The organism is Pseudomonas sp. LBUM1640, from assembly GCF_059716225.1.
On sequence record NZ_CP166816.1, the window covers coordinates 3,873,075 to 3,888,459 of the forward strand.

Annotated in this window: 14 protein-coding genes; 3 read left to right on the top strand and 11 right to left on the bottom strand. The window is 60.1% G+C overall.

Annotated elements, in window-relative coordinates; translation table 11 throughout:
* Positions 1-76: 76 nt before the first annotated feature.
* From ACA065_RS17165 to tssA, 8 genes are read right to left on the bottom strand one after another with little or no spacing between them, the layout of a single operon-like run.
* Positions 77-1,609 carry a sigma-54 interaction domain-containing protein gene (locus ACA065_RS17165; protein ID WP_497690721.1) on the bottom strand — a complete coding sequence of 511 codons (1,533 nt, stop codon included), beginning with the start codon at positions 1,607-1,609 and terminating at the stop codon, positions 77-79.
* Positions 1,609-4,032 carry an AAA family ATPase gene (locus tag ACA065_RS17170; protein WP_497690722.1) on the bottom strand — a complete coding sequence of 808 codons (2,424 nt, stop codon included), beginning with the start codon at positions 4,030-4,032 and terminating at the stop codon, positions 1,609-1,611. The genes ACA065_RS17165 and ACA065_RS17170 overlap by 1 nt, the downstream gene beginning before the upstream one ends.
* Positions 4,033-4,044: 12 nt before the next feature.
* A complete protein-coding gene (gene tssG, locus ACA065_RS17175) occupies positions 4,045-5,052 on the bottom strand; it encodes a type VI secretion system baseplate subunit TssG (RefSeq protein WP_497690723.1) in 1,008 nt (335 codons plus the stop codon).
* Complete coding sequence (gene tssF, locus ACA065_RS17180; protein WP_497690724.1) at positions 5,016-6,803, bottom strand: type VI secretion system baseplate subunit TssF; 1,788 nt, start codon at positions 6,801-6,803, stop codon at positions 5,016-5,018. The genes tssG and tssF overlap by 37 nt, the downstream gene beginning before the upstream one ends.
* A complete protein-coding gene (tssE, locus tag ACA065_RS17185) occupies positions 6,793-7,212 on the bottom strand; it encodes a type VI secretion system baseplate subunit TssE (protein ID WP_497690725.1) in 420 nt (139 codons plus the stop codon). The genes tssF and tssE overlap by 11 nt, the downstream gene beginning before the upstream one ends.
* Complete coding sequence (gene tssC / locus ACA065_RS17190) at positions 7,209-8,684, bottom strand: type VI secretion system contractile sheath large subunit (protein WP_497695367.1); 1,476 nt, start codon at positions 8,682-8,684, stop codon at positions 7,209-7,211. Before tssC ends, tssE begins: the two co-directional genes overlap by 4 nt.
* An 18-nt stretch (positions 8,685-8,702) precedes the next feature.
* Positions 8,703-9,212, bottom strand: a complete 510-nt coding sequence (gene tssB / locus ACA065_RS17195) for a type VI secretion system contractile sheath small subunit (RefSeq protein WP_497690726.1) — start codon at positions 9,210-9,212, stop codon at positions 8,703-8,705.
* 32 nt (positions 9,213-9,244) lie between these two features.
* Entirely contained in the window at positions 9,245-10,798 is a 1,554-nt protein-coding gene (gene tssA / locus ACA065_RS17200; RefSeq protein ID WP_497690727.1) for a type VI secretion system protein TssA, read from the bottom strand.
* Between the two features lie 475 nt (positions 10,799-11,273).
* Here tssA and ACA065_RS17205 point away from each other — a divergent pair, with 475 nt between their 5' ends.
* Positions 11,274-11,789 (top strand): Hcp family type VI secretion system effector, encoded by a 516-nt coding sequence (locus tag ACA065_RS17205; protein WP_159957170.1) that lies wholly within the window; start codon positions 11,274-11,276, stop codon positions 11,787-11,789.
* Between the two features lie 56 nt (positions 11,790-11,845).
* Here the strand turns inward: ACA065_RS17205 and ACA065_RS17210 are convergent, their stop codons facing one another.
* Entirely contained in the window at positions 11,846-12,667 is an 822-nt protein-coding gene (locus tag ACA065_RS17210) for an aldo/keto reductase (RefSeq protein ID WP_497690728.1), read from the bottom strand.
* A 106-nt stretch (positions 12,668-12,773) separates the two neighbouring features.
* Here ACA065_RS17210 and ACA065_RS17215 point away from each other — a divergent pair, with 106 nt between their 5' ends.
* Entirely contained in the window at positions 12,774-13,268 is a 495-nt protein-coding gene (locus ACA065_RS17215) for a DUF1543 domain-containing protein (protein ID WP_497690729.1), read from the top strand.
* Between the two features lie 4 nt (positions 13,269-13,272).
* Here the strand turns inward: ACA065_RS17215 and ACA065_RS17220 are convergent, their stop codons facing one another.
* Positions 13,273-13,818 (bottom strand): GNAT family N-acetyltransferase, encoded by a 546-nt coding sequence (locus tag ACA065_RS17220; protein ID WP_497690730.1) that lies wholly within the window; start codon positions 13,816-13,818, stop codon positions 13,273-13,275.
* A 120-nt stretch (positions 13,819-13,938) separates the two neighbouring features.
* Between ACA065_RS17220 and ACA065_RS17225 the strand changes: the two genes are divergently transcribed.
* Positions 13,939-14,160: a hypothetical protein gene (locus tag ACA065_RS17225; protein ID WP_497690731.1), complete on the top strand. Its 222-nt coding sequence runs from the start codon at positions 13,939-13,941 to the stop codon at positions 14,158-14,160.
* Between the two features lie 4 nt (positions 14,161-14,164).
* Here ACA065_RS17225 and ACA065_RS17230 read toward each other — a convergent pair whose 3' ends face one another.
* Positions 14,165-15,370 carry a TPM domain-containing protein gene (locus ACA065_RS17230; RefSeq protein WP_497695368.1) on the bottom strand — a complete coding sequence of 402 codons (1,206 nt, stop codon included), beginning with the start codon at positions 15,368-15,370 and terminating at the stop codon, positions 14,165-14,167.
* Positions 15,371-15,385 lie beyond the last annotated feature (15 nt).

Consider the following 15,385-nt stretch of genomic DNA (forward strand, 5'->3'; position numbering starts at 1 on the left):
CCCCCACAACGTTAAGGTCGCCAGGCCCGATTCGACGCAGGCGGCGGTCATACTCGGCAATGTTCAAGCACACCATTCAGCACTCACCCTTGGCATCGCCAAAAGGAATGTTCAGACGAGCAAGACGGTAGAGCAGCGTGCGACGCGCAACGCCAAGTTCACGTGCAGTGCGCGTGCGATTGCCACGATTCTTGTGCAAACAATCCATCAGGAACACCCGCTCCACTCGCTCCATGCGCTGGCGCAACGTCGTATCGACTGAAGCGCCAGCCACCGGGCCCAGAGGCAGAGACAAGTGCACGGGCAAAATCATGCCGTCGTCACACAGCAGAACGGCGCGCTCCACCAGGCACTTGAGTTCGCGGACATTGCCGGGGAAGCCGTGGCTCGACAGTTGGTCAAGTGCGCTGTTCGACCACTCAACAGGCGCCCTGCCGAGTGACGCACACGCCTTGTCAGCGAAATGTCGCGCCAGTTGCAGCACATCGCCATCGCGCTCACGCAAGGCAGGTAATTGGATAGGGAACTGGGCGAGCCGGTAATAAAGGTCTTCGCGGAAACTGCCCTCTGCCACCATCGCAGCCAGGTCACGGTGGGTCGCGGCGATGATGCGCACGTCGACCTTATGGGCGCTGCTGGCGCCCAACGGACGAACCTCGCCGTCCTGCAATACCCGCAGCAACTTGGCTTGCAATGCCAGCGGCATGTCGCCGATTTCATCCAGCAACAACGTGCCGCCATGTGCGGCGTCGAACAGCCCCGCATAATTGCGCTCGGCACCGGTGAATGCACCTTTGCGGTAGCCAAACAGCTCGCTCTCCAGCAAGCCCTCCGGGAAAGCTGCGCAATTTTGCACCACGAAAGCCTGGGCACTGCGCGGCCCCGCCGAGTGAATGGCGCGTGCCACGACTTCCTTGCCGGTGCCGGTCTCGCCGCGTAACAGAACGGTGTAAGGGGTATGCAAGACCTTGTCGATCAAGTGGCAGGTCGCCTCAATCGCCGCGCTGTTGCCGATCAAGCCATACGCCCCTGTAATCGGCGCACCGCGTTGCGACCTTGTCGCGCCTGGCGCGGGCTGAACGCACCGCAGCAGGCGCAACTGGTTCAAGGCAACGCTGCCCAATTTGCCCAATGACCGGGCATAGCCATGCAACGGCGTTGCCTGCCAACTGGCACACAGCAGTACGCCGGTAATGTGCTGGCCCCGATTGAACAACGGCACCGCCAACAATGAACGCCAAGGCGTCTGCGTCGCCGGCAGAAAAGCCGTGTCATAGAGGCAATGTTCCACGTCATCAATGCTGAGCATGTGCCGCTGGTTGAGGACGTAGTGCAGCAGTTGCTCTTTTTGCCATGCAGGCCCCGCAGCCAGGTCGATGCACCTCAGCGTTTCGGGCACGTGCTGGGCGATCAGGTCAAGTCGACCCGTCACCTCATCCATCAGATACAACTGGCTGAGTTCGCACTGGCTCAGTTGCGCGGCACCCGCAACACACACGTCAGGCAAGGTTGCTTCGTCACCGCCTTGGGCCAAGCCCATCAAGCAGCTCAGCAAGGTATTGGCAGAGGCCAGAGGATCGGGAAGATCGCTAAACAGGTCGTCTGTCATCAGCTGAACTCACACGTCGGCTGGCCGTTGCCATCCAATTGCGCATGCGCCAAGGACAATGACTCACCCATGGCCATGGCGCTGAGAAGGCGGTCTACCATCTGTGGCAGCAAATACCGCTCCACCCATTGATCGATGTACCGCGCACCGCTATCTGCGTGGGCACAACGCTCGGCCATGTGTGTAATCAGCTCGGGCGAGTACGTAAACGTGAGCTTGCGTCGCTGCAGCCGCTCCCCCAGGCTTGCCAACTTGAGCCTTGCCACGTCGTGCAGCACGTGCCCCTCAATCGGGTAGTACGGCACGACACGCATCCGGGCCAACAAGGCCGGTTTGAAATGAGCACGCAGCACCGGGTGCAGCGCCTCCTGCAACACCTGGGCGTCGGGTCGCCGGCCGTCTGCACATAGCGCGCTGATGCAGTCGCTGCCCAGGTTTGACGTCATCAGGAGCAGCGTATTGCGAAAATCAATTTCTCGCCCTTCGCCATCATTGGCGCGGCCCTTGTCAAAGACTTGGTAAAACAGGTTCAGCACTTCCGGGTCGGCTTTCTCGACTTCGTCGAGCAGCACCACTGAATACGGGCGTTGGCGCACGGCTTCCGTGAGGATGCCGCCCTCGCCGTAACCGATGTAGCCCGGTGGAGCGCCGATCAGGCGGGACAAGGCATGCTTTTCCTGGTACTCCGACATGTTGATGGTGGTGATAAACCGCTCACCGCCGTACAAAAGATCCGCCAGCGCCAGTGCGGTTTCTGTCTTGCCTACCCCGCTGGGGCCCACCAGTAGAAAAACCCCTACCGGCGACTCTGGCTTGTTCAGGCCGGCAGCAACGGCTCGCAGGGCGCGGTCAAGGGCCTGCACGGCGTGCTCTTGCCCCAGGATGCGAGCGCGCAGGGCATCGGCAAAGCCCAGGACTTTTTCGTTGGGCTCCAGCGCTAACTGCTCCACCGGAATACCGGTCCAGGCGCTGATGACCTGCGCCACCAGGCGCGGGCACACCTCAAGCGTGCCCGATGATTGCCCGTCCTGCTGCTCCAGCGCCTGGCGCTCGCACTCAACGGCTTGCAAGTGCACCTTCAACGCCTGCAGCGCCTGCGCATCCACCGGCAATCCCATGTCGGCGTCCCGGCTCAATGCCCGATGCTGCCGGGTGCCTTGCTCCAGCTGCGCACAAAGACTCTGCAATGCCTCGGGCGGCATGGCCTGGCGCGTTCGCACCCGGGCGCACGCCGTGTCCAGCACATCCACGGCCTTGTCCGGTAACTGGCGGCCCGCGAGGTAACGCGCGCTCATATGCGCTGCCGCTACGACTGCATCGTCGCGTACGTAAACCCCATGGCTCGCCTCATACACCGGGACCAGGCCGCGCAGGATGGACACGGCCTCTTCAACGCTCGGCTCGCCGACCAGCACCGGTTGGAAACGCCGCGCCAATGCCGGGTCCTTTTCGATGTACTGTTTGTACTCCGCCCACGTCGTCGCTGCGATGGTACGCAGCCCTCCCCGCGCCAATGCCGGCTTAAGCAGGTTCGCGGCGTCGGAACCTCCGGCCTGGCCTCCCGCGCCTACCAGGGTGTGGGCCTCGTCGATAAACAGGATCACCGGCTGTGGCGCAGCGTTGACCTCATCGATCAAGCCCTTGAGGCGCCGCTCGAATTCGCCCTTGAGGCTGGCACCGGCTTGCAGCAGGCCCATATCCAGGGTCAGCAAGCGCACATCCTTGAGCGCCTCGGGCACCTGTGAAGTGACGATTTTCAGGGCAAGCCCTTCAACAATCGCCGTTTTCCCCACACCGGCCTCGCCGACCAGAATCGGGTTGTTCTTGCGCCGCCGTACAAGGATATCGATCAGTTGTCGTATTTCACTGTCACGACACAACACCGGATCGATCAACCCTTCGCGCGCCTGGCGGGTCAGGTCATGGGTAAAACGCTGCAACAGCGACTCGGACACCTCAGCTTGGGGCTCACCCACCTGGCTCACGAGGAAATCACGCACGCGGCCGGCATCCAGACGGCTCAGCACGCCGTGATAGCCGCTGCCGGAGTAATCCAACGGGTGGCGCAACAGCGCCAGCAACAGCGCGCCGTGATCCACACAGCGTTGCTCCAGCTCAATGTGAGCAACCATCAGCGCCTGCTGCAGCCAGTGAACCAGCGCCTGGGCGAAAACCGGGTTGCGGGTAGCGCTCTGTTCGCTTCTGGGCTGCAATGTTGCTTGCAGCTCGCTCGTCTGCACGCCGGCGTCAGCCAGGGCCTTGACCATCAACCCGTCGGGATGCTCCAGCAACGCCAGCAGCAAATCTTCCACCAGCACTTCACGGCCACCGCGCATCACACAACGCTCGGATGCGCGTTCCAGGTCACGCCGTGCCTGGGCTGTCAACGTGCGTATAAGTTGTTGCAGGTCTACATTAATCATGATCATCCGTCCCTAACGAAAGTTGCCCGCAAGCGTGACCACGCCATCGGCATGTTCAGGTTCCAGCCAGGTGGTCCAACCCAGGCGACAGACATTGCGCTCGCCAATGTGCAACGCCTTGATCTCGCCTTTGGCCAACACCAGGCGCAGGTCGAACTCCAACGGATCGCGCAGGGTGAAACGCACCAGTGAGCACAAGGGCTGATACCCGCTGCCAGTGGGCAGGAACTCGTGAAGACGCTGCCAACTGAGTGCCAGCACCTGCACCCTGAACTTCCCACTGCGGTCGGCCACACGCTGCCCCAACACCAGGTTCTGACCGAGCTCGCTGTTGGCGACGCCCAAGTTATTGCGTTGCAAAGGGGCGACCTCCACGGTGCGCTCGACCCATTGTTCGATGAACAACGGGGTGTGCTTGAAGTAGTACCGCAGGACGGTCTCGATCAACGCGGCCGAATGCGCGCGCAAACTCAGGAGCCCCAGGTAAGGCAACAGTCGCTTGCAGTCCAGTTGCGTGGCTCGGCGAATCGCCGTGCCACCCAAGCCGATCAGCGCAAACATCTGCTCGGAAAACACATCGCTGGCACCGCGCTGGAAACACGCGCGGTAGCGGTACTTACGCCAGATCGGCAACATCAGCCGGTGCAGCCGCTGGTGGAACAGGTCGAGGAAGTCGCGGGTAGGGTTGCCCCCAGGCCGCTCGGTAAACGCCTGCTCGCCATAAAATGCCGGCAGTGGCGAGCCCGCACCAAATAACCCCAAAATGTTCAGGCGCAGACGCGCGCGCAATTGGCCGTGCTCCACAAAAAACTCCACACGATCAATGTCATGCCCCGCAAACCCCAGGCCAGGGTTCGCCTGGAACTCCAGCTGCGCATACAGCGCGTCCTCATCCAATAGCGGGTGGGCCTCGCGCAATCGTTCGATCACCTGCTGAACCGCCTGGAACAGCGTGTACTCACGAATCACCCGACACAGGTGGGTCAAAGCAGGGGCTGTTGCCCCATCCGGGATGGCCATAGATACACGTCTCCTTGTGTGCTGGTGACTCGCAACTCGTGATACGAATTAAGGCTGGCGTAGAGTGCGAAGAACTCGTTGAGGACGGAGGCGAACACAAACATGTCGCCCAACCCGAGAAACCCTTGTGGATCGATTGCAAGGTCCACGCGTAAACCGCGAATGGGCAGCCCACGGTGCAACCGGTCGACTGCCTCGTGGCTGATCGATCGCAACGCACCCAGCCTTGTCTGGCTGACCTTTTGCGCCTGCCGATCGTGATAGCGCGCAAAGTCGTAGGTTTCGAGGATCACTTTCAAGGCGTTGATATCGGCCAATGACACGTAGCTGAGCGACATGTTGCTGATCAGCTTCCACAGGAAGTCCTGATCCAATGGCGGTACAAAGCTCGCAGTTGGCGCAGTGATATTGCGAAAGGTGAGTGACACCGGTGCCTGTTCACAGGGCTGGTTTATGTCGCCTGCGCGCAACTGCCGTGGCAGGTTGCCATTGGTACAGGTCAGTTCGATCGAAAGTGTTTCCTGGCCGTTCCCAGAGCGAGCGCCGAACCCCATCCAGGTATCAAGGCCACCATGCTGCAACGACACGCGTTGACGAAGGCTGTAGCTGGAAGGCGCCGTCGACAGGTCGACATCGGCATCATGCTCAAAGGATTCGAAAGGCACGTACGCCTGATAACCCAACCCGCCAGGGCGCCAGCCGATGACACTGTCCACGGAAAACACCGCAGCATTGCCCGGCGTATATTCCCCCGGCACCAGAAGGTACTCGTCCTGTTTTCCGTCCATGCGAACGGGCACCGCATCATGTTTGAACAGGTTGACGATGGGCGTGCAATACAACTTCACGTTGTCCAGCGTGGGCGGTTGGGGTTGGTGGCCCTGGGTGCGCAGTTCGAAGCGCAGCACCATGCCATGCACCTGCTTGAGCAGTGCATGGGGGAGCGAGTGCAGCGCACCCAACCCCTCGACATCGACAAACAGGTACTTGTCAGGAAAGGCAAAGTATTCCTGCAGGTGTCGATAACCAGGGAACGTATTCTGCGGATACGGAATCAGCGCCTGCGCCTCTGAAAACCCCACCGGCTGGACCTGACTGGCGCGCAAACGCAGCGTTGCCGGTTGCCCATCAGTGCCATTGACCGGCAAACCTGCGTGATCCAGTAACAGTAAATGGATGCCGTCAAGGTGGCGCAGCAGGCTGAGGTACAGCCCTTGGCTGATATAGCGGTCCCCGGCCAGGTGCAGGCGCAAGGCGTCAAACGCCAGCTCGCTGAAATTGCCCTCGGCACTCATGTTCAAACGCAGGTCCAAACATGCGCTTTCGCCCTGACACCTGTACTCCAGGCCACTGAGTTGCAATGGCATGACATCCGTGGTGTAGCAGGTGCGAAAGCGACAGCGCTCGCCCTGGACAGCTGCACTTTCCACCGCAGTATCGCGCGCCACTCGCACCGTCGGGCCTGCACGTTTCAAGGGGTCAAATTGCAGGATGCTGAAGGCCGGCATTGGCCGCATGTAGTTAGGCCATAGCAAATGCATCAAGGAATGCGTGAGCTCTGGCAACTCATCATCCAGCTTCTGGCGCAGGCGACCCGTCAGGAACGCAAACCCTTCCAGTAATCGTTCTACATCCGGATCCTGGCCGGTCTGCGCAAGAAACGGCGCCAGCGCAGGGTTACGCTCGGAGAACTGTCGCCCGAGTTGCCGCAAGGCGCTGAGCTCACTCTGAAAATAGTGATTAAAGCCCATCGATGCTGACCTCAACGTGCCCGGCATCGCTCAGTCGCGCATGGAACACAACGGGTTGCATCACACCCTCGATCATCAGCGCGGCGTCAATCGCAAAGGCCAAGGTCAAAGGCTCGTTCACCCGTGGCAGCACACGGACGCGCACATTCGCCAACCGCGGCTCGTAAGCCCGGATGAAACGCTCGATCAGCAGGCGTGACTGGCTCAAGGACTCATGCAAGCTAAGGCGCATGTCATTGAGATCAGGCAAGCCGTAGTCAGGCAGCGTCTGGACACTGCCTGCGCGGGTGCTGAGCATCTTCCCCAAGTGTGCGGCGACAGACGTCACGCCGCACGTCTGGGTGGGTGCATCGCATTCGAGGCGTTCGAAAAGGCTATTGTGGTGGGGCCTCCCCTGGCTCCGGCTCATTCTTTATCGAGCTTGCCGACCAGCGACAACGTGAAGTCTGCCCCCATGTACTTGAAGTGCGGGCGCACGCTCAAGTTCACCCGATACCAGCCAGGCTCTCCGTCAACATCACTGACAACGATGCGCGCTGCCCGCAATGGGCGGCGCCCACGCACCTCGGCACTGGGGTTCTCCTGATCGGCGACGTATTGACGAATCCACTTGTTGAGCTCCAGCTCCAGGTCCGTGCGCTCTTTCCACGAGCCCAATTGCTCGCGCTGCAGGACTTTGAGGTAATGAGCCAGGCGATTGACCACCATCATGTAGGGCAGCTGGGTGCCAAGGCGGTAATTCAATTCGGCCGCCTTGCCCTCTTCACTGGTGCCGAACGACTTGGGCTTCTGCACGGAACTGGCGGAAAAGAACGCGGCGTTGTCGCTGCCCTTGCGCATGGTCAGGGCAATAAAACCCTCTTGCGCCAGCTCATATTCGCGCCGGTCTGAAACCAGTACTTCGGTCGGGATCTTGGTTTCGATCTCACCCATGCTCTGGAAGTGATGCAGCGGCAGATCCTCCACTGCCCCGCCGCTTTGCGGGCCGATGATATTCGGGCACCAGCGAAAGCGCGCGAAGCTGTCGGTCAGGCGCGTCGCGAAGGCATACGCGGTGTTGCCCCATAGATAGTGCTCGTGGCTGTTGACCACGGTTTCCTGATAGGCAAAGGTTTTGACCGGGCATTCAAGCGGATCATAGGGCGTGCGCAGCAGGAAGCGTGGCACGGTAAGGCCGATATAGCGGGCGTCTTCGCTCTGGCGAAAGCTTTGCCATTTGGCAAACTGCGGTCCTTCGAAATGGTCCCTGAGGTCCTTGAGATCAGGCAACCCCGTGAAGCTTTCCAATCCAAAGAAGCTCGGCCCGGCAGCGGCGATAAAAGGTGCGTGAGCCATACAGGCTACGCTGGATGCGTACTGCATCAGCTTTACGTCAGGTGCACTGGGTGAAAGGAAATAGTTGGCAATGATTGCGCCTACCGGCTGGCCACCGAACTGACCGTATTCGGCGCTGTAAATATGCTTGTAGAGCCCGGACTGGGTAATTTCCGGCGAGTCCTCAAAGTCATCCAGCAGGTCCTGCCGCGAGACATTCAACAGTTCGATCTTGATGTTCTCTCGGAAGTTGGTGCGCTCGACCAGCAAGAGCAGGCCCCTCCAGGCAGACTCCAGTGCCTGGAAATCCGGGTGATGAAGAATCTCGTCCATTTGCTGGCTGAGTTTGGTATCGATCTCGGCGATCATCCGGTCGACCAGGCGTTTCTTCACCGGCTCTGCACTGTTCTGCGGCTTGAGCAGCTCTTCGATGAACGCCGACACGCCACGTTTGGCGATGCCGTAGGCCTCGTCGTCGGCACTCAGCAGCGTCTGGGCAACGATGTTGTCGAGGATGCTGTACTCGTCAGCCGTGCTGGCCGACTGCGAATTTTGCGGGGTAGTCATCATGGTGTCAGTGTCCTTTTACTGAAGTTTCGCGGCGCCAGAGCTGCTCAGCCCCAGCTCAGCAAGTACCCGCGCACGCGACTCGTCATCGGCCAGTGCTTGTTCAATGGCTTTGCGAAAGCTGGGGGTGTTGCCCAGCGGCCCCTTGAGCGCCATCAACGCTTCACGCAATGCCATCAGTTTTTGTAATTCGGGGATTTGCTCAACCAGGTGTGCAGGGTTGAAATCTTTCATTGAGTTGATCCGAACCTGGATGGCCAACTCTTCGACGCCGGTGTTGTCCTGCAAACGATTGGGCACGCTCAACGTCAAGCTCAACGCTTGTTTGGCCAGCACCTCATCGAGGGTGTTCTTGTCGATACCAATAGGCTTTCGATCTTCGAGCTTGCGCGAATCTTCACGCTGGCTGAAATCCCCCAGCACCAGCAACTTCAACGGCAGCTCGACTTCCTCTTGAGCACCGCCGATGGCGGGCTTGAAGGTGATATTGATACGTTCCTTGGGTGCTACCGAACCGTCTTTGGCCACGGTATTTCTCCTTTTTTGGTGGGCTCGAAAGCCTATTCAAGTACCGCTTCGAGATCGAAGTGGCACAACCTGCGATGGGTGACTTCCTTGCGCTCGCGCACGGCGTGGTCTTGGGGCAAAAGGTCGTAGCAGCGATGCAGGAGCCGGGCGACTTGAAAAGCCAACTCAGGCTCCCAACGCTCAAGGCCTGCGTGCTGTAGTTCAAGGTCGAGCTGTTCAAGCTGGATCTTGCCCAACTCATGCTTGCCCGCCCGAATGCACAACCTCGCCAGCGCCAATCGCCAATGAAAACGCGCTCGGTCACTGCACGCGGCCTGCACACCTTGCTTGAGCTCGCCGACCGCCGCCTTGAGCCCGTCCTTACGCAGCCTGGACATCACGGCCTGCAAAGCCGCTTCCCAAGGTTCGCTGCCGACATCGGCCACGACGCTGGCGGGCTCGGCCTTATGCAGATGACGGAGCACATGCAGCGCGATCCAGTCCGCCGTCGCGGCGTCGGCAAACCCGCTGCCGTCGTCAAACCTGAACTCGGGCAGGCTCGGCAGGCGTTGCAACAACAAGGCAAAATTCATTTCCAACTCGGTCATGGCCAGGTCAGCCTGCAGGGCTTCAAGGCACTCCCAGGCCATACGCAACCCGTCGAACCAGAACAACGCAGTGGCCAGGCTTACCTCGAGTTCCAGCAAAAGATCCGCGTAATGCCCCTGGTTAAAGCGATCCTGGAAGCGCTTGAGCTTGTCGGGTGCCGGCGCACGCAACGCCGTTACGCGCTCACTATTGGCGTCCGGGTAGTTGATGAGCGTCAGCCATGCCAGGGTTCGGCTCAGGCGCAAGGCACGCAGGTCAGTCGCACTCTGGCGTAACCACCAGGCACACAACGGGCGAGCCTGTTCCTGCAATGCACGCAGCAGTTTTTGCGCGTCTTTTTCGTTATTGACCGGCTGCTCGGGCTTGCGCAATTGCGTTGTCGCCTGCTTGACCTGGGCAATGACGCCCGCAAGCCCGCCAGGATCAGGTCGGCTTTGCGCAGCAAGTGCCAGGCGCTCCGACAATTGCCTGCGGATCGGCAACAACAAGGGCGCATCATCACCGAGGTGCTCGCCCCATAACGCGTCCAGGCTCGCGAGGTGCTCCAGGAGCGCCTGGAACAAGGGCAACTGGTCGGTAAGGGACAAGCTCTGCGCAAAGAGTGGCTCCAGCCGCAACACCAACCAATTAAACGCGGCGCTGCGGGTCCGCGACTTGGCGGGGTACACAACCGCCCAGTGCTGCTCACACAGATGACGCAGTAAACCGAGGCCAGCCAAAAGCCCGGGAAATGAATCACGCTGATACAGCGCCCAGGCCAACCAGGCTGCGACCCGCAGATCCTTGGACTGCTCACGCAGCAGGCCCTCGCTGTTCTCGCTGACCTTCTGCCAATCGGGCAGGCTTGCACCGTGAATCGATTGCGCCTTGCCAAGCTCGGATTCCAAGGCTTCAAACTCGCTCGAAAACCGAATATCACCGCCGGCAAAATTCCCTGGCGAACAAGGTTGCCGCGCAACTTCAAGGTAATAAGCATACAGCGTGTCTGAATAAAGCATTTTTGGCCGCAGAGAACTATTGCATGGTAAAAGCAGCAAACTTATTCCAATTAAACAAACCGGAACCCCATTTGATTCCTGTTCAATATTCAAGGAAGCAGTCGAACCTTAGCCATCCAACGAACAATCAGCAAGTCAAAGACCCATACTTAAGAAACTTCCTACACGCCAGTAAAATCAGGACCTGCGCAGCAAGCTGCGCAGTTAAACCAGTACAAACACCCCCTTTACCCTGTGCGGCCACGCACATACACCGCACACAGCGTGAGCAACTAACTGCACACATGCGCGCAAACATCGACCCTAAAAGCCGATAAAAACACCACAACTTTTAAACCAACCCAGCCCACAAACTTCCAACGCCTTTATTTCATTAGCCTTTGTCATTTCAGGCACGCTTCTTGTTATAGAGACTTGCCTGAACAGCATCCTCGCCGTTCAGGAATACCTACTCAATCAGACAAGGAAACCAGTCATGCCAACACCCGCGTACCTCTCTGTTACCGGTGTAAAACAAGGTTTGATCACGGCAGGCACATTTACCCAGGATTCGGTCGGCAACATCTATCAGGAGGGGCATGAGGATCAGATCCTCGTGCAGGCATTTGCCCATCAGGTGATCATTCCCCGCGATCCGCAGTCGGGCCAGCCAACCGGCCAACGGGTGCACAAACCGCTGATGATCAGCAAAGTCTTCGATAAATCCTCACCACTGCTGTTCAGCGCGCTGACCTCGGGCGAAGAAGTGTCGTGCCGGCTGGAGTGGTTCCGCACCTCCTCGGCCGGCACCCAGGAGCATTACTTCACCATTGAGCTGGAAGGCGCGACCATCGTCGACGTTCAATCGCGCATGCCCAATTGCCAGGACCCCGACAATGCGCACTTCACCCATTTGGAGGATGTGTATTTCACCTATCGCAAGATCATCTGGACCCACGAAGTGGCCGGTACGTCCGGCTCGGACGACTGGCGTAGCCCGGTCGCCGGCTAACCTCGGCTGATGCGGGCACGGCTGCCAAGGACGGCGCCGTGCCCGCTGCTGGCCGGCTACACCATCGCGAGCGGGTGCTTGCGTTTGGGTGCGCCGAATACACGGTCGATTGCGTCCAGGTCGTGCTCATCCAGCACCAGTTGCGCGGCACCGGCATTGAGCCGCACGTGTTCGGGTGTAACGGCCTTGGGGATGGCAATCACACCGTCCTGGCGCAAGACCCAGGCGAGTGATACCTGGGCCGGTGTCACCTCATGGCGTCGCGCGATTTGCTTGAGCGTGGGGCTGGACAGCAATTCACCGCCCTGGGCGATGGGGCAATAAGCCATCAATGGCAAGTGGTGCTGTTGCCACCACGGCAGCAGGTCGAATTCAATACCACGCTCTTCGATGTTGTAGAGCACCTGGTTGGTCGCACAGGCTGGGGAGGCAAGTTCTTGCAGGTCGGCCACGTCAAAATTGGAAACGCCCCAACGGCCGATCTTGCCGGCCTCGCGCAGGCGTTCAAAAGCTTCGACGGTTTCTTCAAGAGGGTATTGGCCGCGCCAGTGCAACAGGTACAGATCAATATAATCGGTGCCCAGGCGCTGCAGGCTGGCTTCACAGGCGCGAGGGACACCCTTGTGGCTGGCATTGTGAGGGTAGACTTTACTGACCAGGAACACCTGGTCACGCTTACCGCGAATGGCCTCGCCGACGACTTCTTCGGCACCGCCTTCGCCATACATTTCGGCGGTATCGATCAGGCTCATGCCCTCGTCGATGCCCAATTGCAACGCGGCGACTTCAGCCCGACGCTGGTCAGGGTTTTCCCCCATGCGCCAGGTGCCCTGGCCGATGACAGGCACGGGAACACCGGCCAGATCAATAGTACGCATGACAACCTCCTGATGAGTGTGCGGATTAACTGTGTGGCACTGACCGGACAAAAGGGTTCAATCGAAGTATGGTTAGCCTTTGCCAAGTCGCCAGGAAGAACCTGCAATGCTGTTTGTCGTCATGCTCGGGGGCAAGCACCCACGGGCCAGAATTGAAGTTCACGATGTGGTGTTCGCGGTGGCGGATACGTTGGAGGCGGCCTACCCGCAACTGCGCGACGGCTGGTTCGGCAGCCCCAAGGGCGTGCATATCGATTCGTGGATGGCCGTCGATGGCGTCGACGGCTGGAAAGTCGAGATCAGCCAGATGGCGCCGCAGGCGGATGCGCATCACCTGTACTTCATCAACCTCGGCGGCTATGAAGCCAACGCGTTTGGCGAGGCCCACCATTACCTGCTGCTGGTCGCCCGCAACAAAAAGGAGGCGATGAGCAAGGGCAAACAACAGATGCTGCGCCACTGGTCACAGGCGCATACCGACGGCGTCATGGATATCGACGACTGCCTGCCTATCGACCTGGTGGATGGGCGCTACGTCCACCTGGTGCAAGGCCCGCATCGACCGATCATCCAACAGAACGACTATATCGTCCTGCCCTGAGCCCTTACGCGTTGAGTGGCAGGGCTTTACCAAACAGGCGATTGCCATGGGTTTCGCCCTGGAAGGTATAGGTGGGTGAACCCAGCACCTCATAGCCGCGCCGCGGGTAAAAACCCAACGCGCGCTCGTTGCCCACCCACACGGTCGCCCACAGTAACGCCGCGCCATTGCGTGCAGCGTTTTGCTCCGCCGCTTGCAGCAATTGACAGCCCAGCCCGCAGCCGGTAAATCGCTCCTGGAGGTAGAGGCGTTGCAGCTCGGCAGTGTCGGCGGTGTCGATCATCGAGTGGCTGGCGTTGAGCTTGATCTGGGCAAAGCCGATCAGGTGGCCGTTGGTTTCAGCGACCAGCAGTGAAGTGCCTGGTTGCGCGATCAGTGCAGCGATGGCGTGCGGCGCAAAGGCTTGCAGCGCTTCATTGGCAATCGAGCTGCGAATACCTTCGGTGGCATAGGTGTCGAGGAACACCTGCATGCCCAATACGCCAATGCACAGGGAGTCCTCGGCGATGGCCTCACGAATGATGATGTTTGGGGTGTTGGTGGCAGGCATTGAGCATCCGTACTCGGGGTGGAAAAGATCAACGTTTTACCACGAAAGCCGGTGGCAGCAATTGCCTCTGTTACGTTGCCACAGTAGGGTTTACCCCTCGCCAAATCCGCAGGTGCCGCCATGAGCTTTTTTTCCGACCCTGACGCTGTCGCCCGCTACGCCGAAGGCCCCGTGCGGTTGGTGCCGGGTTTTGACGGACTGCAGCGCATGACCACGCTGCTGCTGCGCGAACGCGTGCCATCCACCGGCAATGTGTTGGTGTTGGGCGCGGGCGCGCCGCTGGTGGTGGCGCACTACGCCGGTTTCAGTTTTAAAGGCTGGGTGGGCTACACGCCGCGCTAGCGGCTTACCAACTGCCCGACGCCCCGCCGCCGCCGCTGGAACCACCGCCACCGGACGAACTGCTGCTGGAGCTGGAACTGGAGCTGCCGGAACTTGAACCCGACCCGCCGCCCGACCCCGAGCCACCATCGGAAATGCTCTGGATAAACACTATGAACGCCACGACGGAGGCCGCCGGTATCGCCAGTATCCAGCCCTGGTAACCGTGCCCGAGCATGAACCCCACCGCCACGTACACCGCTGCCACCACCAACGCACGCACAAGGAAGAAACGTGGTTTGGTCTTCCAGGATTCACGGATGACGAAGAACAGCCCCACGTACAGCGCCAACACCAAGGCGCCGCCAAATGGCAGCGCCAGCCAGTGCACGAAATTGACGCCCACGAAGTGGTCCACCACCAGCAACGCGATGATGTACGCCAGCGCTGCCACCACGCAGTAAAACACCGCGCGCGCCAGCCACAAGACGCCAAACGTGGCCCCGCCGATCAGCAGGGTCAGGGGAAAGGCCAGCAGGTACAGCGGCCATTCATGGCCCCCCGCATAAATCGCCAGCAGCACCGTCACCGCCACGGTGGCAATCAGCGCACGGCGCCAGTGCAGCTTGCCGGCGGCGATCAATACACCGCCGATGGCGCCGGCGATAAACGCCAGCAGTACCGCGATGATCTGCGGGTTAACCTGCGGCGCCGCCTGCTTCGGCAGGTCGCCGCCGTCCACCAGCATGGTCAGATCGTTGACCGCTTGCTGCACACCGCCCACGTAGTCGCCCTGGCGAAATGCCGGGGTGATGTGTTCTTCAATGATGCGATGGGCCAACAGGTCGGTGACGGTGCCTTCCAGGCCATAACCCACCTCGATGCGCACTTTGCGGTCGTCCTTGGCCACGACCAGCAGGATGCCGTCGTTGACGTCCTTGCGCCCCAGTTTCCAGGCGCGGAACAGTTGGTTGGCGTAGTCCTCAATGCTCGCGCCGCCGGTGGTGGGCACCAGCAGTACCGCGACTTGCGCGCCTTTGCGCTGCTCAAGGGCGGCAAGTTGGTCTTTAAGGCGTTGGGTGGTGCCGGCGTCGAGGGTGTTGGTGAGGTCGATCACCCGCTGGTCCAGGGTAACGCCGAGGGGCGAAGTCTGCGCCTGGGCGGTGCTCAGCAGCGCAACGAATACCAGCGCCAGTAGACTCAATACGGATTGCCGCAGAATCGCCATTATATTTGTTACCTGAAG